This is a genomic window from Asanoa sp. NPDC049573, from assembly GCF_040676615.1.
In the GTDB taxonomy this organism is placed as follows: Bacteria; Actinomycetota; Actinomycetes; order Mycobacteriales; family Micromonosporaceae; genus Asanoa.
The window spans coordinates 60,077-84,210 of the sequence record NZ_JBFAPI010000006.1 but is presented as its reverse complement, the minus strand read 5'-3'; the positions used below and the strand labels follow the sequence as shown (position 1 = coordinate 84,210).

The 24,134-nt window shown below is 72.3% G+C and carries 24 protein-coding genes; 13 read left to right on the top strand and 11 right to left on the bottom strand.

Going from position 1 to position 24,134, the window contains the following annotated elements; translation table 11 throughout:
* Positions 1-22 precede the first annotated feature (22 nt).
* From AB0J74_RS15785 to AB0J74_RS15765, 5 genes are read right to left on the bottom strand one after another with little or no spacing between them, the layout of a single operon-like run.
* Positions 23-997 carry an oligopeptide/dipeptide ABC transporter ATP-binding protein gene (locus AB0J74_RS15785; RefSeq protein ID WP_363448471.1) on the bottom strand — a complete coding sequence of 325 codons (975 nt, stop codon included), beginning with the start codon at positions 995-997 and terminating at the stop codon, positions 23-25.
* Positions 994-1,974 (bottom strand): ABC transporter ATP-binding protein, encoded by a 981-nt coding sequence (locus AB0J74_RS15780; RefSeq protein WP_363448470.1) that lies wholly within the window; start codon positions 1,972-1,974, stop codon positions 994-996. The genes AB0J74_RS15785 and AB0J74_RS15780 overlap by 4 nt, the downstream gene beginning before the upstream one ends.
* A complete protein-coding gene (locus AB0J74_RS15775) occupies positions 1,971-2,795 on the bottom strand; it encodes an ABC transporter permease (RefSeq protein WP_363448469.1) in 825 nt (274 codons plus the stop codon). The genes AB0J74_RS15780 and AB0J74_RS15775 overlap by 4 nt, the downstream gene beginning before the upstream one ends.
* Complete coding sequence (locus AB0J74_RS15770) at positions 2,795-3,862, bottom strand: ABC transporter permease (RefSeq protein ID WP_363448468.1); 1,068 nt, start codon at positions 3,860-3,862, stop codon at positions 2,795-2,797. The genes AB0J74_RS15775 and AB0J74_RS15770 overlap by 1 nt, the downstream gene beginning before the upstream one ends.
* Positions 3,855-5,459 carry an ABC transporter substrate-binding protein gene (locus tag AB0J74_RS15765; protein WP_363448467.1) on the bottom strand — a complete coding sequence of 535 codons (1,605 nt, stop codon included), beginning with the start codon at positions 5,457-5,459 and terminating at the stop codon, positions 3,855-3,857. Before AB0J74_RS15765 ends, AB0J74_RS15770 begins: the two co-directional genes overlap by 8 nt.
* Before the next feature lie 205 nt (positions 5,460-5,664).
* Between AB0J74_RS15765 and AB0J74_RS15760 the strand changes: the two genes are divergently transcribed.
* Positions 5,665-6,789, top strand: a complete 1,125-nt coding sequence (locus AB0J74_RS15760; protein WP_363448466.1) for a zinc-binding dehydrogenase — start codon at positions 5,665-5,667, stop codon at positions 6,787-6,789.
* Here the strand turns inward: AB0J74_RS15760 and AB0J74_RS15755 are convergent.
* Entirely contained in the window at positions 6,779-7,084 is a 306-nt protein-coding gene (locus AB0J74_RS15755; RefSeq protein ID WP_363448465.1) for a helix-turn-helix domain-containing protein, read from the bottom strand. The two genes, AB0J74_RS15760 and AB0J74_RS15755, sit on opposite strands and share 11 nt — an antisense overlap.
* A 288-nt stretch (positions 7,085-7,372) precedes the next feature.
* Here AB0J74_RS15755 and AB0J74_RS15750 point away from each other — a divergent pair, with 288 nt between their 5' ends.
* The 4 genes from AB0J74_RS15750 to AB0J74_RS15735 are packed head-to-tail and all read left to right on the top strand — an operon-like array spanning position 7,373 to position 11,149.
* Entirely contained in the window at positions 7,373-8,236 is an 864-nt protein-coding gene (locus tag AB0J74_RS15750) for a hypothetical protein (RefSeq protein WP_363448464.1), read from the top strand.
* Between the two features lie 6 nt (positions 8,237-8,242).
* On the top strand, positions 8,243-9,442 hold the full coding sequence (locus tag AB0J74_RS15745) for an MFS transporter (protein ID WP_363448463.1): 1,200 nt from the start codon (positions 8,243-8,245) through the stop codon (positions 9,440-9,442).
* Between the two features lie 51 nt (positions 9,443-9,493).
* Positions 9,494-10,075 carry a TIGR03086 family metal-binding protein gene (locus tag AB0J74_RS15740; protein WP_363448462.1) on the top strand — a complete coding sequence of 194 codons (582 nt, stop codon included), beginning with the start codon at positions 9,494-9,496 and terminating at the stop codon, positions 10,073-10,075.
* Positions 10,076-10,084: 9 nt separating this feature from the next.
* Positions 10,085-11,149: a zinc-dependent alcohol dehydrogenase family protein gene (locus AB0J74_RS15735; RefSeq protein WP_363448461.1), complete on the top strand. Its 1,065-nt coding sequence runs from the start codon at positions 10,085-10,087 to the stop codon at positions 11,147-11,149.
* Positions 11,150-13,248: 2,099 nt separating this feature from the next.
* On the opposite strand, the gene AB0J74_RS15730 is transcribed toward AB0J74_RS15735, so the two are convergent.
* The 3 genes from AB0J74_RS15730 to AB0J74_RS15720 all read right to left on the bottom strand — a co-directional run bounded on the left by AB0J74_RS15730 (position 13,249) and on the right by AB0J74_RS15720 (position 16,026).
* Entirely contained in the window at positions 13,249-13,722 is a 474-nt protein-coding gene (locus AB0J74_RS15730) for a hypothetical protein (protein WP_363448460.1), read from the bottom strand.
* Positions 13,723-13,783: 61 nt separating this feature from the next.
* Positions 13,784-14,998: an acyl-CoA dehydrogenase family protein gene (locus AB0J74_RS15725; RefSeq protein WP_363448459.1), complete on the bottom strand. Its 1,215-nt coding sequence runs from the start codon at positions 14,996-14,998 to the stop codon at positions 13,784-13,786.
* Positions 14,998-16,026 (bottom strand): phosphotransferase family protein, encoded by a 1,029-nt coding sequence (locus AB0J74_RS15720; protein WP_363448458.1) that lies wholly within the window; start codon positions 16,024-16,026, stop codon positions 14,998-15,000. The genes AB0J74_RS15725 and AB0J74_RS15720 overlap by 1 nt, the downstream gene beginning before the upstream one ends.
* A 126-nt stretch (positions 16,027-16,152) precedes the next feature.
* Between AB0J74_RS15720 and AB0J74_RS15715 the strand changes: the two genes are divergently transcribed.
* From AB0J74_RS15715 to AB0J74_RS15685, 7 genes are all read left to right on the top strand, one after another.
* Entirely contained in the window at positions 16,153-16,851 is a 699-nt protein-coding gene (locus tag AB0J74_RS15715) for an amino acid-binding protein (protein WP_363448457.1), read from the top strand.
* A 29-nt stretch (positions 16,852-16,880) separates the two neighbouring features.
* Positions 16,881-17,903: a GNAT family N-acetyltransferase gene (locus AB0J74_RS15710; protein ID WP_363448456.1), complete on the top strand. Its 1,023-nt coding sequence runs from the start codon at positions 16,881-16,883 to the stop codon at positions 17,901-17,903.
* A 363-nt stretch (positions 17,904-18,266) separates the two neighbouring features.
* Entirely contained in the window at positions 18,267-18,767 is a 501-nt protein-coding gene (locus tag AB0J74_RS15705; protein ID WP_363448455.1) for a GNAT family protein, read from the top strand.
* A 47-nt stretch (positions 18,768-18,814) separates the two neighbouring features.
* Positions 18,815-19,531: a dethiobiotin synthase gene (bioD, locus tag AB0J74_RS15700; RefSeq protein WP_363448454.1), complete on the top strand. Its 717-nt coding sequence runs from the start codon at positions 18,815-18,817 to the stop codon at positions 19,529-19,531.
* Positions 19,531-20,172, top strand: a complete 642-nt coding sequence (locus AB0J74_RS15695; RefSeq protein ID WP_363448453.1) for a 50S ribosomal protein L11 methyltransferase — start codon at positions 19,531-19,533, stop codon at positions 20,170-20,172. The genes bioD and AB0J74_RS15695 overlap by 1 nt, the downstream gene beginning before the upstream one ends.
* Positions 20,173-20,178: 6 nt before the next feature.
* The gene (locus AB0J74_RS15690) at positions 20,179-20,745 is read left to right on the top strand and encodes a GNAT family protein (RefSeq protein WP_363448452.1); all 567 of its coding nucleotides are present in this window, start codon (positions 20,179-20,181) and stop codon (positions 20,743-20,745) included.
* Entirely contained in the window at positions 20,742-21,551 is an 810-nt protein-coding gene (locus AB0J74_RS15685) for an arginase family protein (protein WP_363448451.1), read from the top strand. The genes AB0J74_RS15690 and AB0J74_RS15685 overlap by 4 nt, the downstream gene beginning before the upstream one ends.
* A 2-nt stretch (positions 21,552-21,553) precedes the next feature.
* On the opposite strand, the gene AB0J74_RS15680 is transcribed toward AB0J74_RS15685, so the two are convergent.
* Positions 21,554-22,099 carry a TetR/AcrR family transcriptional regulator gene (locus tag AB0J74_RS15680; RefSeq protein ID WP_363448450.1) on the bottom strand — a complete coding sequence of 182 codons (546 nt, stop codon included), beginning with the start codon at positions 22,097-22,099 and terminating at the stop codon, positions 21,554-21,556.
* A gap of 40 nt (positions 22,100-22,139) precedes the next feature.
* Positions 22,140-22,586, bottom strand: coding sequence for a hypothetical protein (locus tag AB0J74_RS15675; protein WP_363448449.1), 447 nt, complete (start codon positions 22,584-22,586; stop codon positions 22,140-22,142).
* A 966-nt stretch (positions 22,587-23,552) separates the two neighbouring features.
* Here AB0J74_RS15675 and AB0J74_RS15670 point away from each other — a divergent pair.
* Positions 23,553-24,107 carry a hypothetical protein gene (locus AB0J74_RS15670; protein WP_363448917.1) on the top strand — a complete coding sequence of 185 codons (555 nt, stop codon included), beginning with the start codon at positions 23,553-23,555 and terminating at the stop codon, positions 24,105-24,107.
* Positions 24,108-24,134 lie beyond the last annotated feature (27 nt).

Genomic DNA, 24,134 nt, shown 5'->3' with positions numbered 1-24,134 from the left:
CCGCGACACACGCGAGGACGGCTCACACCGGGCTGAAGGCCGGGATGTCCTCGTGCCGCAGGCAGGCGACCTCGACCGGGCCGGCTTGGACCAGCTCGGGCGAGGCCTGCGCGCAGACCGGCCGCTGGTGTGGACAGCGGGTGCGGAAGTGGCAGCCCGACGGGGGTGCCAGAGGATCGGGCAGGTCGCCGAGCGCGAGCGGCACGCTGCGGGCCCGTTCCACCGCCACGTCGGGCACCGGCGCCGCGGCCAGCAGCGCCTGGGTGTAGGGGTGCCGGGGCCGGGCGAACATGTCGTCGACCGGTCCACCCTCGACGATCCGGCCGAGATACATCACCGCGACCCGGTCGGCCAGGTGCCGCACGACGCCCAGATCGTGGGCGACGAACAGCATGGCCAGGCCGAGCCGATCGCGCAGGTCGAGCAGGAGTTGCAGGATCTGGGCCTGGATCGACACGTCGAGCGCGCTGACCGGCTCGTCGCAGACCAGCAGGTCCGGGTCGAGCACGAGGGCGCGGGCGATGCCCACCCGCTGCCGCTGCCCGCCGCTGAGCGCGGCCGGCGGCCGGTCGAGGTAGCGGCTGCCCAGGCCGACCAGGTCGAGCGTGGCCACCACCTTGTCGCGGCGCTGCGCCACGGTGCCGATCCCGTGCACCTTCAGCGGACGCTCGACGATCTGGCCGACCGTGCGCCGCGGGTCCAGCGACGACTGCGGGTCCTGAAAGACCATCTGGAGCCGGCGGCGGGCCTGCCGCAGCCGGGCACCGGACAGCGTGGCCAGGTCGACGCCGTCGAACAGCACGCTGCCGTGCCGCAACGGCTCCAGCCGGAGCACGGCCCGGCCGAGCGAACTCTTGCCGCAGCCGCTCTCGCCCACCAGGGCCAGGATCTCGCCCCGGCGCACCGTCAGGTCGACGCCGTCGACGGCGGTCACCGTGCCGGCCCGGGTCTTGTAGGTCACGGTCGCCGACCGCACGTCCAGCAGGGCCCCGCTCATGCGCCACCTCCAGCGGCCGCTACCTCGGCGTGCCGCCAGCAGGCGACCTGCCGGCCGCCGGCGGCGTCGAGCAGCGGCGGATCCTCGGCCCGGCACCGGTCGACGACGTGCCCGCAGCGCGGCGCGAACGCACAACCGGCCGGGAGCGCCGCCGGGTCCGGCGGGGTGCCGGGGATGGCCGCGAAACCGGTGCGGGCGGCAGCGTCGATCCTGGGCACGGAAGCGAGCAGACCGCGGCCGTACGGGTGGTTCGGCGCACCGATCACCTCGGCCGCGCTGCCCCGCTCCACCACCCGGCCCGCGTACATGACGGCGACCCGGTCGGCCAGCCCGGCCACGACCCCGACGTCGTGACTGATCAGCATCAGGCTGGTGCCGAGGTCGTCGCGCAGCCGGCGCAGCAGGTGCAGGATCTGCGCCTGCATCGTGACGTCGAGGGCGGTGGTCGGCTCGTCCGCGATGATCAGCCGGGGGTCGCAGCTGATCGCCATCGCGATCACCACCCGCTGCCGCATCCCGCCGCTGAACTGGTGTGGATAGTCCTTGAGCCGTTGCCCGGGCTGCGGAATCCCGACCAGGTCGAGCAACTCCGCCGCCCGGCCGGCGGCGGCCCGCCGACCCAGCCCGAGGTGGCGGCGCAGCGCCTCCTCGATCTGGCGGCCGACCGTCAGCACCGGATTGAGCGCGGTCAGCGGGTCCTGGTAGACCATCGCGATCGCGCCGCCGCGCAGCTCGTTGAGCCGCCGCGGCCGGCAGCGCAGGAGGTCGACGCCGTCGAACTCGATCCGGCCGGCCGTCACCTTCGCCGTTTCCGGCAGCAGACCGAGCACCGCGAGCGCGGTCACACTCTTGCCGGAGCCGCTCTCGCCGACCACCGCCAGCGTCTCCCCGGCCCGCACGTCGAGAGTGACCTCCCGCGCGGCGCGTACGCCGCCGGGAAACTCGACGGACAGGCCGTCAATCCGGAGCAGGCTCACCGGCCCAACTCCTTCCGGTCGAAGACCTGGCCGTAGAGGTTGATCGCGATCACGAAGCTGACCAGGGCGAACCCCGGGAACAGGCTGGTCCACCAGGCCTCGGGCGTCTGCACGGCCGACGAGACCATCGCGCCCCACTCCGGCGTGGGCGGCTGGACGCCGAGGCCGAGGAAGCTCAGCGTCGCGCCGGCCAGCGTCGCGGTGCCCAGGTCGAGCACCGCGACCAGGGAGACCACCGGCGCCGCGTTGGGCAACACGGTCTGCCAGAGCACCTGGGCCGGGCTCGCGCCGGTGGCCCGGTCGGCGAGCACGAACTCGCGCTGCCGCAGGGTGAGCACCTGACCGCGGGTGAGGCGGGCATAGCGCGGCCACATCACAGCCGCGATCGCGATGACCGCGCTGCTGACGCTCGGCCCGAGCGCGGCCGCGATCGCGAGCGCGAGCACCAGCGCCGGCAGGGCGAACAGCAGGTCGGCCAGGCGCATCACGACCTCGTCGACCCAGCCGCGGACGAACCCGGCCAGCGCCCCGGCCGGCACGCCGACCAGCGTCGCGAGCAGCACGATGCAGACGCCGATCGGCAGCGTGGCGCGGGCGCCGTGCAGCACCCGGCTGAACACGTCGCGGCCGAGTTGGTCGGTGCCGAACAGGTGGGCGCCGCTCGGCGCCTGCAGCCGGTCGGAGGTGGTCTGGGCCAGCGGGTCGCTGCTGATCAGTGGCGCGACGACCGCGAGCAGGATCCAGGCCGCGATGATCGACACGCCCACCCACTGCGCCGCCGAGTGCGGCCGGATCCGGGACGCCGTCGCACTCCTGCTCATCACGCCTCCACCCGCGGGTCGGCGACGCCGTAGAGGATGTCGACGACCAGGTTCACCACGACGTACGCGGCCCCGATCACCAGCGTGCCGGCCATCACCGCGGGAAAGTCCAACTTGGTGGCCGCGTTGTACATGTAGCGGCCGACGCCCGGCCAGCCGGTGATCGTCTCCACCGTGATGGCACCGGCGAACAGCTCGCCGAAGGTCAGGCCGATCAGGCTCAGCGTGGGCACCAGGGCGACCCGGAACGCGTGACCGACCACGATGACCGGGCCGGCCAGGCCCTTGCCGCGAGCGGTGCGGACGAAGTCGCTGCCCAACGTGTCGATCATCGTGGAGCGCACCACGCGGGCGAAGTAGGCGCCGTGGATCAGCCCGAGCACCAGGGCCGGCAGCAGCAGGTGGTGCAGCACGTCACCGGCGACCGCGGGCTGGCCGGCGAGCAGCGCATCGATGGTCATCAGCCCGGTGACCGTCGGGGGTGGATCGAGGAACGGGTCGAGCCGGCCGGGGCCGGCCACCCAGCCGAGCTGCAGGTAGAGGACCTGCAGGGCGACCAGGGCCAGCACGAACGGCGGCATCGAGACGCCGAGCATGGATACGCCGCCGGTCAGCCGGTCGAGCACCGAGCGCCGGCGGGCCGCCGCCAGGATCCCGAACGGGATGCCGAGCAGCAGCGAGAGCAGCAGCGCCGCGCCGGCCAGCTCGATGGTGGCCGGGAACGCGCTGGCCAGCTCGGAGGAGACCGGCCGACCGGTGGAGATCGAGGTGCCCAGGTCGCCGTGCAGCAGCCGGTCCAGGTAGATCCAGTACTGCTCGTACAACGGCTTGTCCAGGCCGTATTTCGCGTTGAAGGCGTCGACCGCCTGCTGGTTGTCGGCGCCGTTGTTGCCGAGGAACGCGACCGCCGGGTCGGCCGGGAGGAACCGGCTGATCAGGAACATCAGCAGGGTCATGCCGAGCAGCAGGAACGGCAGGGTGACCAGCCGGCGCCCGATCGACCGGGCCCGGCCGGACCCCCGGCGCCCGCGACGAAGCGGGCGCCGGAGTTCGACGGTTTCAGTCACGGGTGAGCGCCGCGACGTCCAGCAACGTGACCTGGTTGGTGGCCTGGTCGAGGCCCTTGATCCGGGCGTCCGCGGCGAACTGGTACGGCACCGAGGCGATCCCGACCCAAGGGCCGTTGGCGTTCATGCCGACCGCCACGTCGTGCCAGAGCTGGTCGCGCTTCGCCTCGTCGGTCGTGGTCAGGGCCTGCTTCGCCGCCGCCGAGTAGGCGGCGCCGTCCCAACCCGGGTTCGCGGCCGACCAGCCCATCCGCAGCGCCCGGGCGCCGTCGGGCAGGTAGGGCACGATGTGCGACGGATCCGGGAACGCCGGCCCGTCGATGGTCAGCACCATCTTGCATTCGGCCGCCCGGTACTTGGTCAGGAAGGCCGAGTTCTCCTGACTGTCGATCTTCACCCGGATGCCGACGTTCTTGAGGTCGGACTGCACCTTCTGGGCGAGGTCGAGGGCCGACGGCTGCTGGTCGGTCGACGTCGTCGTGCACAGTTCGGTGTCGAAGCCGCCGCCCAGCCCCGCCTGGGCCAGCGCCTGCCTGGCCCCCTCGACGTCCTGCTTCGGCGCGTCCTGCTCGGCGACGCCGCCGGGGATGAACGGCGGGATCATGCCGTACCACTGCTGCAGCCCCTCGGCCAACTGGCCGATGCCCTGGTAGTCGAGCGCCTTGTGGATCGCCTCCTGCACGGGCTGCTTCGCGAGGTTGGGGTCGAGCTTCGCGTTGCGGGTCATGCCGAGCAGGTACCAGGTGAGGCCGGGTGTGCCGGCGACCTGCAGCTTGCTCTCCGAACCCAGTGGCTCCAGCAGGCTCTTGCCGAGCGGCTGGGTCAGGTCGATCTCACCGCGCTTGAGTGCCGCGAGCTGGGCGTCCGGCGTCGGCACGTCCTGCAGGATGATCTTGTCGAGGTATTTCGCCGGCCGCCAGGCCTTCGGGTTGCGCACCAGCACCAGCCGGGATCCGGCCTCCCAGGACTGGATCTGGTAGGGCCCGGAGCCGACGCTGTTGGCGGCCAGCCAGTTGCCGGCGGTGTCGGTCTTGGCCGCGTCAGCCGCGTCCGTGGCGCCGTGCGCGGTCGCGGTCTCCTTGTCGAGCACCGAGAAGTGGCCGTCGACGAATTGGCGCAGGAACGAGACGTCCGGGCTCTTCAGCGTGACCACCACGGTGGCCGGGTCGGGTGCGGTGACCGTGTCGATCGGGCCGGCCAGGTAGGACGGCGGGCCGGCGAGGTTCTTCAGCCGGGTGAAGCTCCACCGCACGTCCTCGGCGGTGACGGTGCGGCCGGTGCCGAACTTCGCGGCCGGGTCGAGTTTGAAGGTGAAGGTCTTCGCGTCGGGCGAGACGGTCCATTCCTTGGCGAGATCGGGTACGACCTTCGCGTAGTCGGTGCCGGCGTAGGCGACCAGCGTGTCGTAGGCGGCCCGGTTGACCACGCGGTCGAGGCCAACCGCGCCGACGTGCGGGTCCCACGGACCCTGGGACTTGAGGTTGACCCCGTAGACGAGAGTTTTGGACCGGGCATCGCCGGCATCGCCGGACTTGGTGTCTGCGCCGCCGCAGCCGGCGGCCGCCAGCAACGTGGCGATGGCGAGAAGGGGTATCACACGGCGCATCGCTGCCCCCAGGCAATCGAGAAGCACGACCGAGTCAGTTCGTGGAACCACGTTTCATGTTTGTGACCCGGGATCATTCGCGGCCGGGGGACGCGCTGTCAAGAGCTGCCTACACCGTCCACATTGCTTGTTGACATGGAACGATGCCCTGCCTAGCGTCCACGTGAAATCTCATTCCATCCTGGCGGTGCCCTAGGTGATCACGACCAGAGCGGCGGTCCTCGAGGAAAGTGGGCGACGGCCGCCCTACGGCGACAGCCGCCCCCTGACCGTGGGCGAGGTCGACCTGCGCCCGCCCGGGGCCGGCGAGGTGCTCATCCGCGTCGGTGCCGCCGGGCTGTGCCACTCGGACCTGTCGGTCATCGACGGCTCCCGGCCGCGGCCGCTGCCCATGGTGCTCGGCCACGAAGCGGCCGGCGTGGTCGTCGAGGTCGGCCCGGGCGTCCGCGGCCTGCGCCCCGACGACCACGTGGTCTGCGCGTTCGTGCCGGCCTGTGGAAACTGCCCGCCGTGCCAGTCGGGCCGGCCGGCGCTCTGTGAGCCGGGCGCGGCCGCCAACACCGCGGGCACGCTGCTGCGCGGCCACCGGCCGTTCCGGCGCTCCGGTCGTGAGGTGCACCAGCACCTGGGCGTCTCGGCATTCAGCGAACACACGGTCGTGGCCGCGGAGTCGCTGGTGCCGGTCGACCCGTCCGTACCGCTCGACCGGGCCGCGCTCTTCGGTTGTGCCCTGTTGACCGGCGTGGGTGCGGTGGTCAACACCGCCCGGCCCCAGCCGGGGACCGCCGCGGTCGTCTTCGGCCTCGGTGGCGTCGGGCTCGCCGCCGTGATGGGTGCCCGGGTGGCCGGCTGCCATCCGATCGTCGCGGTCGACCCGGTGCTGGCCAAACACCCGGTGGCCCGTTCGGCGGGTGCGACCCACACGCTCGACGGCGGCCCCGGCACGACGGAGGCGGTCCGCGACCTGACCGGCGGCGGCGCCGACGTCGCGATCGAGGCGGTCGGCAGCGCGGCCGTGCTGGCCGCCGCCTACGCCGCCACCCGGCGCGGCGGCACCACGGTCACGGTCGGCCTCCCCGACCCGCGCCAGCTGCTGTCGATCCCGGCCGTCTCGCTGGTCGCCGAGGAGCGCACGCTGCGCGGTTCCTATCTGGGCGGTGCGGTGCCGCGTCGCGACATCCCCCGGTATGTCGCTCTCTACCTGGCCGGGTCGCTACCGGCGGACCTGCTGCTCGGCGGCCGGCTGAAGCTCGACGAGATCAACGAGGGCTTCGACGCGCTGGCCACCGGCGCCACCACCCGCCAGGTGGTCATCCTGTGACCGGCTGCCAGTCGTCGGGCTCCCAGCGCGCCGGGTCGCGCGTCATCCCCAGCAGGTAGGTCACCGAGCAGGTCAGCACCGCCGCGAGATCGGGCAGCTTGCCCAGGTCGAGCCGGCGGCCGTTCTCCATCGCGCTCACCGTGCGGTTGGTCAGCAGCAGCCCGCGCCGGGTCAGCAGGGTGGCCAGATCGGCCTGGGTCAGGTCGAGCTGGCGACGGCGCTCGCGGATCCGGCGGGCGCAGATCCACTGACGCTCGGCGGTGCGGTCGCTCGACAGATCGTCCGGCGCGCTCACGGCAATCGCCGCCTTCCACAACGGACCTCGGCGGGACGACCTAGTTTTCGCCGGATCGCAGACTGCCGCAACCGGTCACCGTGCTGGTCATCCGTGCGGGTGAACGGCCGTCGGTCGGACACGGAACAGCGGTCTTGAGCGATGCGCCGCAACGGGCTTATGCTGACCAAAACGGTCGACATGATCGCTTTTGACCCAAGCTCCACCGACTGTCAACGCCACGCGCTGCCCCGTGGGATCCGCCGTCCCGTTCAGGCCCAGCAAAGAAGCCGAGGTGCAGCAGCGCTCATGAACATCGATGCGGCGCGGACCATAGCCGACACCGTCCTGTGCGCGGGACCGGTGCTCCGTCCCTACCGCGCGGCCGGCCATCGCGACCCGAGCCGATGGCAGTTCGGCGTGTTGATGCCGGCCGACGTCGCGGCCGCCAACGAGTCGCTCTCCGCCACCGCGCAGACCGAATGCCTGGTCGAGGCCCGCGACGGCTTCCGGCTCTGCGTGCTGCTGCGGTTCCTGCAGGTGCAGCGCCGGGTCGTCTACCGCTGGCTGCCCGAACGCGGCCGGTTCAAGCCGGTCGGCTCCCTCGACGTCGACGGCGGCCCGCTCGCCACCTGCGACGAGGCGGTCGAACACGAGATCCTCTTCGAGGTCGACGACGCGAGCCTGCGCGGCGGCCCGGCCCGGCACACCGTGCGGGTGCCGGGCGGCTTCGACCGCGACGAGGTGCACGACCACCACGGCGCGCTGGTCGGCCAGGTGGTCCGCCACCGGCGGCCGCTGTGCGCCATGGTCAACGTCAGCGCCCAGCCGGTGCCCGCGGCCCGCCCGGCCCGGCGGCTGCGGGTCTGGGTGGAAAACCGCACCAGGGCCGGCGGCGACGGCGACGAGGTCGCGCTGACCACCGCCCTGGTATCCAGCCACCTCATCCTGTCGATCGACGGCGGCTCGTTCGTGTCGATGGTCGACCCGCCGGGCTGGGCCGCGGAAGCCGTGGAGAGCTGCGCCAACGTCGGCCTGTGGCCGGTGCTCGCCGGGCCGCCCGGCCGGCAGGACACGCTGCTCGCTACCCCGCGGATCCTCCGCGACCACCCGGGCGACCTGCTCGACACCACCGTCGACGAACTGCTCCAACTGCGCAACCTCGCCGGCTGAGCGGAGGTGCCCGAGGCGCTGCGCCGCTACGGCGTCCTGCTGCGCACGCCCGGAGTCCTGCGGGTCGCCCTGCCCTCGCTGGTCGGCCGGCTGCCGATCGGCATGCTGACGCTGCTGTTCGTGCTGGTCGTCGCGGCCGGCACCGGGTCGTACGGCGCCGCCGGGCTGGCGACCGCGGCCAACTCGGCGCTGACCGCGGCGGTCGGCCCGGTGATTGGCCGGTTGGCCGACGGGGGTCGCGCGGTCGGCGTGCTGGTCTGGTGCGGGCTGGCGCAGGCCGCGCTGCTGGTCGGCCTCGTCGCGGCGCTGAAGGCCGGCGTGCCGTCGTGGGCGGCGGTCGTGCTGGCCGGGGCGGCCGGTGCGGTCAACCCGCCGACCGACCCGGTCACCCGGGCGGTGCTGCCGCGGATCGCGCCGGGGCAGGTGCGGACGGCGTACGCGCTGGACGCGATCGCGGTCGAGCTGACCTATGTGGTCGGCCCGCTGGTGGTCGGGCTGATCACCGCGCTGGCTGACGCGTACGCCGCGACGATCGTGGCCGCCGTGGTCACCGCCGCCGGGTCGGTGGGCCTCGCGACGGCGCCGCCGGTCCGCCGCGGCTGGCCCGCTCCCCCGGCCCGGCAACGGCGGGTCAGCCCGGTCCGCTCCGCCGGGATGCTGGTCGTGCTGGCGGTCGCCGGGCTGGCTTCGGTCGCGTACGGCGTCATGGAGGTCGCGATTCCCGCCCACGCGGCCTTCGAGGGGCACGCCGACCAGGCCGGCATCCTGATCGCGGTGTGGAGCATCGGTTCGATCGCCGGCGGCCTCTGGTACGCCGGCCGGTCGTTCCACACCCCGCCCTGGCGGCAGTACGGGATCCTGATGCTCGGCAACGTAGTCGGCTTCGGCGTGATCCTGCTGCAGCAGAACCTCTGGACGCTCGGCGTGCTGCTGCTCTTCGCGGGCCTGTTCATCGCGCCGACCACCACGGTCGAGTTCACCCTGGTCGCCCAACTCTCACCGGACACCACCCGGGCCGAGGCGTTCACCTGGGCCAACACCTCCGTCTACCTGGGTTTCGCGGCGGGCTCGGCGCTGGCCGGCACGGCGCTGTCGCCGGTGCTGGGCCGGGCCGGCGGCCTGACGATCGCGGGTGCCTGCGCGGTCGGTGTGGTCGCGCTCGGCGCGCTGCTGGCGTGGGTGTTCCGCGGCGCGTTGCGGCCCTGAGTTGGCGCGATCCGCGTCGCCGGCCGCCCGTGCGGGAGCACAATCGGCGTTATGGAGCTTCTGGCGGCCTACCGGCGCGCGCTCGGCGGGTTCGGCGACCTGGTCACGCGGGTCGGCGCCGATCAGTGGTCGCGGCCAACGCCGTGTCAGGCCTGGAGCGTGCGGGAGCTGGTCAACCACATCGTGTACGAGGACCGCTGGACGGTGCCGCTGATCAACGGCGCCAGCCTGGGCTCGGTCGGCAACCGGTTCGAGGGCGACCTGCTCGGCGACGACCCGGTCGCCGCGACCCGGGACGCGCTGGCCGAGGCCGTCGCGGCGGTGAGCGCACCGGGCGCCCTGGAGCGGACGGTGGAGCTGTCGTTCGGCACGACACCGGCACCGGAGTACGTGCGGCAACTGCTCGCCGACCACCTGGTGCACGGTTGGGACCTGGCCGCCGCGATCGACGCCGACCGCGATCTCGACGAGGCCGTCGTCGACGAGGTGGCCGTCTGGTTCCCGGCCAACGAGGACGCCTACCGGGCCGGTGGCGCGATCGCCGCGGCTGTCGAGGTGCCGGCGGATGCCCGTATGCAGGACCGGTTGATCGCCGCCTTTGGTCGTGACCCGGGCTGGACCGGCCAGGCGTAACCTGACCGCGTGCGCGCCGTCTACTACGAGGCTTTCGGGTCGCCGCCCGAGGTTCGCGAGCTGCCCGACCCGACACCACCACCCGGCGGCGCCGTGATCAGCGTGTCGGTGACCGGGCTGTGCCGCAGCGACTGGCACGGCTGGCGCGGCCACGACCCCGACATCGTCGTGCCACACGTGCCCGGCCACGAGTTCGCCGGCGTGGTCACCGCGGTCGGCGCCGGCGTCGCCCGCTGGCGCCCCGGCGACCGGGTCACCGTGCCGTTCATCTGCGCGTGCGGCCACTGCCCGAGCTGCCTGGCCGGCGACCAGCAGGTCTGCGAGAACCAGAGCCAGCCGGGCTTCACCCGGTGGGGCTCGTTCGCCGAGCTGGTCGCGGTCGAGCACGCCGACGTCAACCTGGTCAGGCTCCCCGACTCGGTTACCGACACCGCGGCCGTCAGCCTCGGCTGCCGCTTCGGCACCGCCTTCCGCGCGGTGGTGCACCAGGGCCGGGTCGCGCCCGGCGAGTGGGTGGCCGTACACGGCTGCGGCGGCGTCGGCCTGTCAGCGGTGATGGTCGCCGCGGCGGCCGGCGCCCGGGTGATCGCCGTCGACATCGCACCGCGCGCGCTGGAGTTGGCCGCCCTGGCCGGCGCGGCCGAGGTCCTCGACGCGTCGTCCATCTCCGGCGGCCCGGCCGAGGTAGCGGCGGCGGTCCGCGACCGCACGGGCGGCGGGGCACACCTGTCGCTCGACGCCCTGGGTTCGTCGGTCACCTGCGTGACGTCGATCGATTCCCTGCGCCGCCGGGGCCGCCACGTCCAGGTCGGCCTACTGCCGGCAGTGACCGGCCGCCCGGCGCTGCCGATGGACCGGGTGATCGCTTACGAACTGGAACTGCGCGGCAGCCACGGCCTACCGGCACACGCGTTCCCGGAAATGCTGCGGTTGATCGAGGCAGGCCGCCTACGCCCCGACGACCTGGTCACCGACGACCTGACCCTAGACGAGGCCCCGGCGGCCCTGATCTCGATGGTCCGCGCCCCGGTCAACGGCATCCGGCTCATCCGCCCTCGCGCCGCGGGCGAGTAGCTGTTTGCTGATGGCGGGCCCGCCCGGGGCCGGTCGGCTCGCGCTCTCGTCTCGCCAGTTCGCCAGCTCACCCCACTCACCCCGCTGGCCCCGGCCGCCCGCTGGCCCCGGCCGCCCGCTGGCCCCGCCGGCCCGCCGGCCCCGCCGGCCCGCCGGCCCCGCCGGCCCGCCGGCCCACCGGCCCGCCGGCCCCGCCGGCCCGCTGGCCCGGTGGCCCCGCCCTCCCGGCGGCTCTGCCGGCCCGGTGGCCTTGCTCGCCCGCTGGCTCCGCTGGCTCCGCCTGCTATGCCGACTCTGCTGACTCTGCTGACGATCAACGCACGCATGGTTGTTCTTGTGCGCTTACGCATCGAGCGCATGAGCCGGCCATCGGTCCATTTCGAAGCCGCAGATTGCATTATCGAAGGCCATCGAGGGGCGGAAATATCGGCGAGAACAGGAGACAATTGATGCATGCGGCAGCTTCAATTGTTCACCACCACAGAGCTGGCCGCGATGCGCGATCGCACCGCCTCCCGCAGTTATTCGCCCGCGGGTGAAGCGTTCCGCCGCGAGCATGCGCGCCATCGCGCCTGGGGCTTGTCCCATCGCCACGCCGAGCGCCTGCGCCGCGCACGCGGCCCGGTGACCACCGGCGGAATCGACCCGATGCTGCCGTCATCGTCTGGCTCAGCGGCACAGATGCCGCCCGACCAATCAACGCGCCTTCCCGAAGCCTCGGAATTCCCGGCCCCTCACGACGCCGCTTCCGGCACCAACAATACGGTCGATCATTCTGGACCGCCTACAAAGGAAGCACCTCGTCAGACAAGAATACGCATAGCGGCGGACACACAACCGCGCCGACCAAAAACGCATACTCGCGCGGCAACGGGAATTTCGCTGGTGCCCAATAAGGAATCCGTCATCGGCGGGCGTGCATCGTCAAGGCCCAAGCGCACCACAACAGCCGGACGCAAAGCGCACCACCCCAGCCCGACGCGAAGCGCACCTCCACGCCAACCGCGCGCAGGCCGCCAGCGGCGAATTGCCGATCGCTCCCGAGGACCCCCTGAGCGGGCCACCCTCCTTCGCCTTGGCCTGGCCCGCTGGCCGCCCGTCGCCGGCCCCGCGACACCGCGCCCGCCGACGCCAAGGCACGCTAGCGACTCCGGCGCCACGCCTCTGCGACCAGGTGGTCCAAGCCATCACCACCCCAACGCCCTGTTGCGGCCCATGTCGAGATCGCCGATCGCCACCGGACGATTCCCGCGCGGGCCACCGGCCTCGGCTTGGCCGGCACGCGCTGGCCCACCTGACACGGCCCGCAACGCCGCGCGCCGACCACGCCGTCGACTCTGCCGCCAACGCAACGATCAGGCAGGCTGGCGCGCCATCACGCCCAAGCGGAGATGACGCGCGGCACCATCCGGTTCGGCGGCTCTGACTCCCTCGGCGGTACCGCTTGGCCCGACACACGCCGGCCGACCTGTCCGAGGCACCGACACCGCGCTCCGACTCCGGGCCAGTCACCGATTTCGTCACTACAGCGCCCGATCGAGCGAGCGAAGCACGCAGCACTGCCCGACCCGAGGCCCGCCAGCACTACCCCGCGAGAGTGCGGGACCGCGGCCCGCCCAAATCCACCACCACATCGCGCCGAGCACTGGAGCCTGGCCCTACGCGAAGCCCGCCCCACAACACCGCGAAAGCCCCGGATACCGCAGCCCGCCCAAACCCACCACCACACCGCGCCGAGCACTGAAGCCTGGCGCGACGCGAAGCCCGCCCCACAACACCGCGAAAGCAAGGACCGCGGCCCGCCCAAACCCACCACCACATCGCGCCGAGCACTGGAGCCTGGCCCTACGCGAAGCGCGCCACCTCACCGTGACAGCGGTGGCCGCGCCCCGACACCAAACGCGCCACCACCAGAGCGCGGGACTGCGGCCCGACCCGAACCACTGCGGCCACACCGCGAGAAGCCTGGGGTCGCGCCCAAGGACACCGCCACGGCCACGAGAGGGGCGGGTGACCTAGTGGTCGGCGTGCGCCGATCCGGGCCGGCATATCTGCGTCACCATGATCCCGGGTCGAGGGCTCGAGCACACGTCCAGGGGCTAGGTCATGAGCAGGCCTGGCGCCAGGGCGAGGACGATGAAACGGACTGAGCGGCCGGTCAGCGTCAACACCGCGAAGATGGGCAGGGGCATCGGGGTGCGGGCGGCGTAGATCGTTGTCGCGATCAGTGGGGGGATGCCGACGACCGCGCTCAGCAGGAGTAGAGCGGCGGACCAGCGCGGTTGGTCGAGCAGGGCGATCAGGGCCGTCATTCGCCGGCGGAAAGGCGACCTGGGCTTCGCCGGGGGTGGGCGGTCTACCAAGCGGCGCAGGTAGGACCAGCGCACCAGGCCGCGGCTGGCCAGGAAGACGACCGCCTTGCCGCCTGTCTGTCCCACGGCCGCGGCCAGGCCGGCCAGCACCGGCACCGCGCCGGTGGTGGCGGTGACGCCCAGCAGGTATGCCTCCGCCGGCAGGAAGGGCTGGAACGCCGACGCGAAACCGACCACCGCGACCGTCAAGTAAGTGATCATCAAGGCGGCCCCGCGGCCGGGTCGGTGGCCAGGCTGGCCATACCGCGGCAGTACGGGCGAGTCAGTTCAGCGACCACTTCCGCAGTTCGCGGCGAGCCAGCGAGGCCCGGTGGACCTCGTCGGGGCCGTCGGCCAGGCGCAGCGTGCGGGCCGAGGTCCACAGCGCCGCCAAGGGGGTGTCCTGGCTGACGCCGGCCGCGCCGTGTGCCTGGATGGCCTTGTCGATGACCCACTCGGCCATCGACGGAGTGGCGATCTTGATGGCCTGGATCTCGGTGTGTGCGCCCTTGTTGCCGACCGTGTCCATTAGCCAGGCGGTCTTGAGCACCAGCAGCCGGGCCTGCTCGATCCGGACCCGCGACTCGGCGATCCAGTCGCGCACCACGCCCTGCTCCGACAGCGGCTTGCCGAATGCCGCGCGCGACGCGGTGCGGGCGCACAGCAACTCCAGGGCCCGCTCGGCCATGCCGATCAGCCGCATGCAGTGGTGGATCCGGCCCGGGCCGAGCCGCGCCTGCGCGATGCCGAAACCGTCGCCTTCGGCGGCGATCAAATTCGACGCGGGTACGCGTACACCGTCGAATGTGATCTCGGCGTGCCCGCCGTGGGAGCCGTCGGTGAAGCCGAAGACGGTCATGCCGCGCAGGACGGTGACGCCCGGCGTGTCGCGCGGCACCAGGATCATGCTCTGCTGCTTGTGACGCTCGGCCGACGGGTCGGTCTTGCCCATCACGATGAAGATCTCGCAGCGCGGGTCCATCGCGCCCGACGACCACCACTTGCGACCGTCGATCACGTAGTCGTCGCCGTCGCGGCGGATGGTGGTCGCGATGTTGGTCGCGTCGGACGAGGCCACGTCGGGCTCGGTCATGCAGAACGCCGAGCGGATGGTGCCCTCGAGCAGCGGGGAGAGCCAGCGGGCCTGCTGCTCCGGCGAGCCGAACTCGGCCAGCAACTCCATGTTGCCGGTGTCGGGCGCGGCGCAGTTGAGGGCCTCGGGCGCCAGGTGCGGGCTGCGGCCCAGCAGCTCGGCCAGCGGGGCGTACTGCAGGTTGGTCAGCCCGGCACCGTGCGCGCCCGGCAGGAACAGGTTCCACAGCCCGCGCCGGCGGGCCTCGGCCTTGAGCTCGTCGATCACCGGCGGGCGGGTCCACGGGTTCTCGGCCCGCTCCATCTGGGCCGTGAAGACCGGTTCGGCCGGATACACCTGTTCGGTGAGGAAGTCGTTGACCGCCTCGTGCAGTTCGCCGGTGCGCTGGTCGAAGCCGAAGTCCATCAGCCCTCCACGGGTGCGAGTGCGGCCAGGCCGTGCGCGGTGAGCGGCCCGGCCATGTCGGCGAACCGCTCGAAGCCCTCGCCAACGGTCTGGCCGAGCGTGTATCGGTAGTAGATCCCTTCGGCGATCACGGCCAGCTTGAAACAGCCGAGCGCCACGTGCCAGTCGAGCGGGCCGACGTCGACGCCGCCGCTGGCCACGTATCGGTCGATCAGCTCGGCGCCGGTCGGGAACCCGGCCCGCGGGCCGATCCCGTCGGTGACCACCCCGGCCGCGCCGGCCGCCTCGGGACCGCCGAGCACGTCCCAGTAGGTCATCAGCAGCCCGAGGTCGGTGAGCGGGTCGCCCAGGGTGGCCATCTCCCAGTCGAGCACCGCACGGATCTCGCTGCCGTCGGGCGCGACGATCAGGTTGTCGAGCCGGTAGTCGCCGTGCACCACGGTGCCGGGGCCGACCGGGGCAGGAATGGTCGCCGCCAGCCGGTCGCGCAGCTCGTCGACCTCGGGCAGCGGCCGGCTGCGCGACTTGTCGAGTTGGCCGCTCCAGCGCTTGACCTGCCGGGCGACGAAACCGTCGGGCCGGCCGAAGTCGCCGAGGCCGACCTCGTCGGGCTTGACGGCGTGCAGCGCGGCGAGCGTGTCCATCATGGCGAAGGCCAACTCGCGGCGGCGGTCGGCGCCGAGCGGGTCGGTCTGCGTGGTGCTGCGCATGACCGCGCCGTCGACCCGGCGCATGAGATAGAACGGCGCGCCGATCACCGAGTCGTCAGAGCAGAAACGGATCGTCTCCGGCACGGGTACGGGCGTCGGCGCCAGAGCCGAGATGACCCGGAACTCGCGGCCCATGTCGTGTGCGGTGGCCAGCACGTGGCCCAGCGGGGGGCGGCGCAGCACGAGGTCTTCGCCGCCGGCAACCACGTGGTAGGTGAGGTTGGAGCGGCCACCGGGAATCAACATGGCGGACACCGGGACGCCCAGGTAGCCGGACAGACTATGCAGATCGAGCCCAGCCGGCCCCTCCTCAGTCATCTGAACAGTTGAGGGCACGCGGTTCACGGTGTCAAGCCAAGCTTGTTCCTGGGCAGACATGGCACGGCAACAGGGGCGAAATGGTCATCCGGCAGGCTGTTGCCAACGCGAGCGAGGGAGACGGGGATGTTGTTACGGGTTCGGGTTACCCTTCCCGACCGGCCCGGGGCGCTCGGTCAGGTGGCGCGCACGCTCGGCGTCGCCGGTGCCGACATCGTCCAGGTGGTCGTGCTGGAACGGCTGGGTGGCCGGGCCGTCGACGACTTCACCGTCGTTTGGCCGGGCAGCAACCGGCTGGAGCGGCTGCGGGCCGGGCTCGGTGCGATCCCGGGCGTGCACGTCGACGGCGTCTGGCGGGCGATCGGCGCGCCCACCACCAGCGGCCACGACGCGGAGCTGCTCGGCCAGCTCGCCGCCAACCCCGCCGACGGCCTGGCCACGCTGGTCGACGCGATACCGGGGCTGCTGGCCGCGGACTGGGCGGCGGCCGCGGTGGTTTCCGCCGACTGGGCGGCCCGGGCCGGTTCGGCCCCCGCGGTCGCCACCGCGAGTTGGCGGGCACCCACACCGCTGCGGCTCCCCGAGGTCACGCCGCTGCGGGCCAGACCCCTGGAGAGCACCGACGGCATCCGGTACGCGGCCGCGCCGTTCGGCCGGGCCGGGCTGGTGCTGGTGGTCGCCCGCGGCGAGGGCGAGGACGACCTGCCGGCCGCCGCCTTCCACGTCAGCGAGGTCGACCGGATGGCGCAACTCGTGCGCGCCGCCGCGGTGATCCTCGGCGACCGGCTCGACCTCGTCACAGCGCCGCCGGTCCCGGCGGCCTGAGTCCCGCTAGCGAAAGGAAGGGGGACGGCATGACTCTCTGGCGGATCCGCGCGACGGTCGACGACCGTCCGGGCTTCCTCTCCGTCCTGACCGCGAGCCTGGCGCTCAAGGCGGTCAACATCCTGGCCGTCCAGGTGCACACCACCGAGGCCGGCGCGGTCGACGACTTCCTGGTCGACGCGCCGCACACGATGACAGAGGCCGACCTGCGGACGGCGGTCGAGCGCGGCCGCGGCCGCGACAGCTGGATCGCGCCGGCCGAGGCGGAGGGCCTGGCCGACCAGCCGACCCGGGCGCTCGGCCTGGCCGCCCGGCTGGTCCGCGACCCGGACGCGCTCGGCGACGCGCTGCGCGCCCTGCTCGACGCCGACGAGGTCACCTGGCGACCGGACTCACCGACCCGAGCGGGGATGCGCGCCGACGCGATGGCCCTGCCGGACCCGACCGGTGGCCGCTACGACGTACGCCGGGTGGCTCCTGAATTCACCCCCGCCGAGTACGCGCGGGCCCAGGCACTGGTCGACGTGGCGGCGACCGCCTCGACCGACGCCGCCACGCTGTTGCTGCCCGACGGTGCGGAGGTCGTGCTCCGGCCCGCCCTGCCCGACGACCTGGCGGCCCTGCTGGCGATGCACGAGCGCTGCTCGCCGGGCACCCGTGGCCGGCGCTACGTGAAGGTGCCGGAGCCGGCCCAACTGGCCCGGCTGCTCGACCCGGCGCGGGTCCGCACGCTGCTGGCGACGGTGCCGGGAATCACCTCCGCGCATACCGTCGTCGCGATGGCCAACCTGGTCGTGGAAGGCTCACTCGCGGAACTGGCGGTGGTCGTCGAAGACGGCTGGCAGCGCAGGGGCATCGGCACCGCGCTGGTCCGCCGGGCCCTGGCCCGGGCCGAACGGCTCGGCTGTGCGGCGGTGCTGGCGCACACGGGTGTCGACAACCCGGGAATGGAGCGCACGCTTCGGCGCCTCGGGCACGCGGTGCCCGTGCAGCGCGACGGCGCGGTCGCGAGCGTGACGGTGCCACTGCGAGATCAGGCGTCACGCACGTGACGCTCAAGGCTTCGGCGTCCACCGGACGCCGGGGGTAGGGGATGGGTCCGGGTCCCTTCCCGTGGGACGGCGGGAAGGGGCCCTCATCGCGGGCGTGCTGCCGGTTCGGCAGCGCGCCCGCGATGTATTTACGCACATAAAAAAGGGGGCGGATGCGCCCACATCCGCCCCCTCGTGTCCTCCGCTGCGCGTAGTCGCGCGCGGCTCCACGGACAGCACCGAGTTTAATGCCGGAAAACACGCGGGCCCCCGGCCGAAAGGCCAAAGGCGCTGGTACCAGTGTGTGGCTGACAATGACCCACCGGGCCCAGTCGGGCATAAATCCGGCGCGCTGTCGCGTACCCGCGGATTAGCCTTCCAAGAATGACGACGTTGACTGGCGCGCAGGTGGTCCTCCGCCCGGCGACCGACGCCGACATCGCAGCGCTGGCGCTGATCCGCTCGGCTCCCGAGGTCACGCTCTGGTGGGGTGAGGAAGAGGACTACCCGGCCGCGGTGGCCGACGACCTCGACCGCACGTTCGTCGTCGAGGTCGACGGCCGCCTGGTCGGCGCCGTGCAGACCTACGAGGAAGCCGACCCGATGTACCGGCACGCGGGCATGGACATCTATCTCGAGCCCACCGTGCACGGCAAGGGCATCGGCACCGACGCGGTCCGCACGATGGCCAAGCACCTGATCCACACCGTTGGCCACCACCGCCTGGTGATCGATCCCGCGGCGGCCAACACGGCCGCGATCCGCGTGTACGAGCGGGTCGGTTTCCGCCGGGTCGGTGTGCTGCGCCGCTACGAGCGCGGTCCCGACGGCACCTTCCACGACGGCATCCTGCTCGACCTGTTGGCCGAAGACCTGATCGACTAGGTGAACGACTTTGACCGGGCCCGGCCGGTTGTGGTGGAGTTCCCGCCGTGAGCGACGCGTGGACCGGGCCGGTTCTGGTCACCGGCACCGACGCCGGGGTCGGCAAGACCATCGCGACCGCGGCGATCGCCGTCGCGGCGCAGGCGGCCGGCATGCGGGTGGCGGTGGTCAAGCCCGCGCAGACCGGCGAACCCTCCGACGTGGACATCGTGCGGTTGCTCGCGGCACCGGAGACGGTGCGTAACCTGGCGACCTATCCCGAACCGCTGGCGCCGCTGACCGCCGCCCGGATCGCCTCGGTCGAGCCGCTCGAGCTCTACACCGTCGTCGACGTCGTGCGCGCGGAGGCCGAGAAACACGACGTGGTGCTGATCGAGGGCGCCGGCGGCCTGCTCGTGCCGATGGGCCTGCGCCCGTCGGGCGAGCCGTGGACGGTGGCCGACCTCGCCGTGTCGCTGGGCGCGCCGGCCGTGGTGGTGGCGCGCGCCGGCCGCGGCACGCTCAACCACATCGCGCTCACCCTGGAGGCGCTGTCCCGCCGGGCGGTCACGGCCGGCGTGGTGCTCGGCGCCTGGCCGGCCGAGCCGGAGCTGGTGCACTGGTCGAACCTGACCGACCTGGTCGACAGCCTGGTCGGTGTGCTGCCCGACGGCGCAGGCGGGATGGAGCCCGGTGTCTTCGGCCGCTCCGCCCCCGGCTGGCTGACCCCGACTCTCTACGGCGTGCTCGACGACTGGCGCGCCTGGGCGGAAGACATCAACTGATGACCGACCTCGTCGACGCGTTCGTCAAGCTGCACGCCCGGCTGGCCCCGGTGCCGCTGACGCCCGAGATCACGCTGCACCAGGCCGACGAGCCGATCGGGCTGTGGGAGCTGACCGAGGGCGAGTTCCGCAGCGAGCAGCCACCGCCGTTCTGGGCGTTCGCGTGGGCCGGCGGCCAGGCGCTGGCCCGCTACGTGCTCGACAACCCGTCGGTGGTGGCCGGCCGCCGGGTGCTCGACGTGGCCTGCGGCTCGGGCCTGGTGGCGATCGCCGCGGCCCGGGCCGGCGCGGCCGCGGTGCGCGCGGTCGACATCGACCCGCTGGCGATCGCCGCGGTCGGCGCCAACGCGGCGGCCAACGGGGTCACGGTGACGGCCGAGCGGGCCGACATCCTCGACGGCCCGGCCGACGCCGACGTCGTGCTGGCCGGTGACGTCTTCTACAGCCAGCAGTTCGCGACCCGGATGTTCGCGTTCCTGCGGCGGGCCCGCAAGGCCGGCGCCGACGCCTACGCCGGCGACCCGGGCCGGGCGTTCCGCCCCGGTGCGGCGGGCACCGAGGTGGCGACCTACGAGGTGCCCACGACGATGGCGCTGGAAAGCGTCACCACGAAACGCACTTCGGTGTGGCGCCTGCCGTAGGGCACCATGGGCGGCGTGCGCCCCTCTTATCCGGTCCGAACCGAGCGCCTGCTCCTGCGCCCGCTGACCGCCGCCGACACCGACGCCCTGCTCGCCTACCGGAGCCTGCCCGACGTCTGCCGCTACGTCCCGTTCGAACCGATGGACAAAGACGTCATCGCCGAGCGGCTCGCCACCCACTGGGCCACCACCGAGCTGACCGACGAGGGCCAGGCCCTGACCCTCGGCATCGAGCTGGCCGAGACGGGCGAGCTGGTCGGCGACGTGGTGCTGTTCTTCCACAGCCGGGCCCACCTGGGCGGCGAGATCGGCTATGTGGTCAACCCGTCACACGAGGGCAACGGCTACGCCACCGAGGCGGCCCGCGCCATGCTCCGGCTCGGCTTCGACGAACTCGGCCTGCACCGCATCATCGGCCGCATCGACGAACGCAACGAGCCGTCGGCCAAGGTCCTGCGCCGCCTCGGCATGCGCCAGGAGGCCCGTCTGGTGCACAACGAACTCTTCAAGGGCGAGTGGAGCACCGAGCTCGACTTCGCCATGCTCGCCGAAGAGTGGCGTGCCCAACAGTGACGACGACGGCGCTCTGTGTGCCGCAATGGCAGGGTTCGCAGGCGGAGAACGCCCGCCGGCTGGCCGCCGGCGCCCGCCGGACCGCGGCGCTGGTCCCGGTCGACGCGGTGGTCACGGTGCCCGTCCGCGACGATCCAGGGCTTTTCGACCAGGGCGTACGCGCGCTGGACGTGCTGGTGGCCAACCTCGAACTGACCCGGCAGGCGCTCGCCGGCCTCGACGGGCTGGTGGTCACCGCGGGCGGCGAGTGCGGCGTCGACCTGGCCCCGATCGCCGCCGCCCGCGCCCGCTACGGCGACGACCTCACGGTGCTCTGGTTCGACGCCCACCCCGACCTCTACACGCCGGACACGTTGCCGTCCGGCTCGTTCCACGGGATGGTGCTGCGCACCCTGCTGGGCGACGGCCCGGCCGCTCTGGTTCCGGCCGAGCCGCTGCGCCCCGAGCAGGTGGTCATCGCCGGCCGCCGGGCGGGTGGCCCGACCGAACTCGACTACCTCGCGCGGTCCGGCATCCGCGCCGTCGGCGTCGACGACCTCGAGCGCGCGGTCGAGGGCCTGGCCGGCCCGGTCTACGTGCACGTCGACCTCGACGTGCTCGACCCGCGCGCGTTCGGTTCGGTCGGCTATCCCGAGCCGTCCGGTGTCGATCCGGACCGCCTGGCCGCCCTGCTGTCCGCCGTCGACGACGTGGTCGGGGCCGCCATCACCGAACACGCCCCGCCTGAGAGCACCCCCGACCAGGCCGAGGCCGAAGTGATCCGCACCCTCGCGACGGCGCTCGTGGGCCGGTCTCCCCTGCGGTAGGGCTACCCGCTCCCCCGCTCGACCAGCGCAGCGCCGTCGGGTCGTGGTGTGCAGTAGATCGCGAACGCGGAGACGGCGTGTTCCCACGCCGCATCGAGGTCGGCGTCGGGCGGGAATCGGTTGGCCAGTTCGAGGTCGACCAGGCCGTGCGCCACGCCCCACAGGGCTCGGGCGGCGGCGACGTTGCCGCCGGTGATCTCGAGCAGTGGCGCGGCCGCGGCGGCCTCGACACCGGAGGCGAGTCGGCTGCGATCCAAGGAATGGCGGGCGCTGAGCTCGTAGAGCCTCGGGTGCGCCAGCGCCCACCGCCGGTAAGCGGCAGCGAGCGTGGCCAGGTCGCTGCCAGCCGCGGCCAGGGCGGCACCGAGCCTTTCCAGGGCACGCTGCTGCAACGCGGTTTCGATCTCGGCCTTGCCGGAGATGTGCTTGTAGAGCGAGGGTGCCTGGATCCGCAGTTCGTCAGCCACTCGGCGCATGGTGACCGCGTCCGGGCCCTCGCGTTCGAGGATTCGCTCGGCCACGTCGATCATCTGCTCGCGGCGGTTCACGGCCGCCTCGCAGGCCGCCTGGCACCGGCCGGAGGGGTCCTCACCGGGCCGGCCGCGGGTCGCGGCGCCAGTTCGGCGCCGCCGTCCAGCCGCGAGCCAGCACGTAGGCGCCGACCAGCAGCACCGAGACGCTGCCGTCCCAGCCGATGATCGCCGCGGTATCGGCGATCCCGCCGTGCGCGGCGTAGAGCAGGGCGGTCACCGTCATCGCGACCTTGTGGAAGATCACCAGCTCCCACACGCCCCGGTAGCCGCGGGGCGAGATCGCCAGCAACACGAACAGGCCCGTGAACACCACCAGCCCGTAGGCCCGCCAGGTCTCCACGACCGTGGTCGCGCCATCGGCGTCCAGGACCGTGCCGGCCGCGGTCAGTGCCGCACCGGCGGCGCCGACGGCGGCCAGACCCAACAGGACCCTGGCGGCCCGATCGCGACCGGCTCGCGGCCGGGACGGCGTCGTCGGCGTCGTCGTGCTGGTGGTCGTCATGGCCTCTCCCTACGTCGGCTAACGTTGTTAGCCAAACCGTAGGCTAACAACGTTAGCCACGTCAAGAGTCACCAAGCGCCCTATCCGCGCCTACGAGCCGCGGGCCGCCGAGAACCGAGCCGGTCCCCTCCTCCAAGCTGCCTCCCGCGGCCGTCAGCCGCGCGACGCCAGAGCAGTGTGAAGCTTCACCGCTCCAGGGCGGCGTCCCACACCAGGAGCTCGCCACCGACGACACGGGAGGTGAGCCCGGCCAGGATGCTGCCGAGGTTGAAGTGCGCCGAGACGCCAGCCAACCCTTGGAGTCGGCGAGACCGAAACAAGGGCGACGCCAATTCGATTCGACTTACCAACGTCGTTGTCGCGAAACACCTTGTAGTCCTTGATGACTATTTTCTTCAGCACGCAATTGCTCCGATAGGCACCAGCAGGGTGTGCGCGACTGAGGCGCACGACCTACCCGATCTTGGTGGTCACCTCACTGTCCAGTGCGGTTGCGACCTCATGTCGCACAAGTTCGCGACATGATCGTTTGGGATGGCCCAGCCGCAGCGGTCAAGGAGGGTCTATCTGGAACAGGGATCCGTGGCGGTGCGTCAAGGTGGGGTCTCTGTATTGTGGACCGGCCCGGCTGCTGTGCACAGCGGCGGGGTCGTCCCCGGCACACCCTCGGACAGGACAGCCCGAAGACTCGACAATTCAGCGCCTCGGCGAGGCAGAGCCGCCGTCCGGGCGGATCCGAGATCGCCAGGCTACGAGCTAGCGCTCGGCGTGGCGGCTTCGAATGGATGCGGACGTTGTCGCGGCGCGAACTCTTATCGCGGACGGCCACGGCTCCCTGGACACGGCGAAGAACGAGCGCCGCCGGTTGGCGGGCGCCAGGTGATCAGTGCTGGGCGCCCGAACTGACGCGTCTAAAATGGGCGCGTGAGACCCAAGGTGACGCCGGGCTCCGATGTTGCTGAGCAGATGGCCGTATCCATTTCCGAACGTGCGCCGATCAACGGCATTCGGATCGTCGGCGTTGACGGCCGGAGCGGAGCGGGGAAGAGCTTCCTCGCGGCTCGCCTGTCACGTCTTCTGGCGGCGCCCATCATCGAGATCGATGACTTCGTCTCGTGGGACTGCTTTGCCGGTTGGTGGCCGCGTTTCGACGAGCAGGTCCTGTCGCCGCTCCTGGCCGGCCGGGATGCGACCTACCAGGCCAGAGATTGGACCGACTGGTATGGATCGACTCTCGGCGGTTGGAAGACCCAACAATGGTCTCCGACCATCATCTTCGAGGGCGTCACCTGCACCCGTCGAGAAACGATCGGCCGCGTGGCGTACGCGATCTGGGTAGAGGCTCCCGCGGAAACCAGGCTGGCCCGCGGTATGGCCAGGGACACCCGCTTCCCCGGCAAGGAGGATCTGTGGAAGCAGTGGATGCGGGAGGAGGACGAGTTCTTCAGTGCTGATGGCACCCGCGAGCGAGCCGATCGAATTGTCGATACGTCAGCTTTCGGGATCAACGCAAGTCCATGACGCGCACCATCCATCGGAAGACGGTCC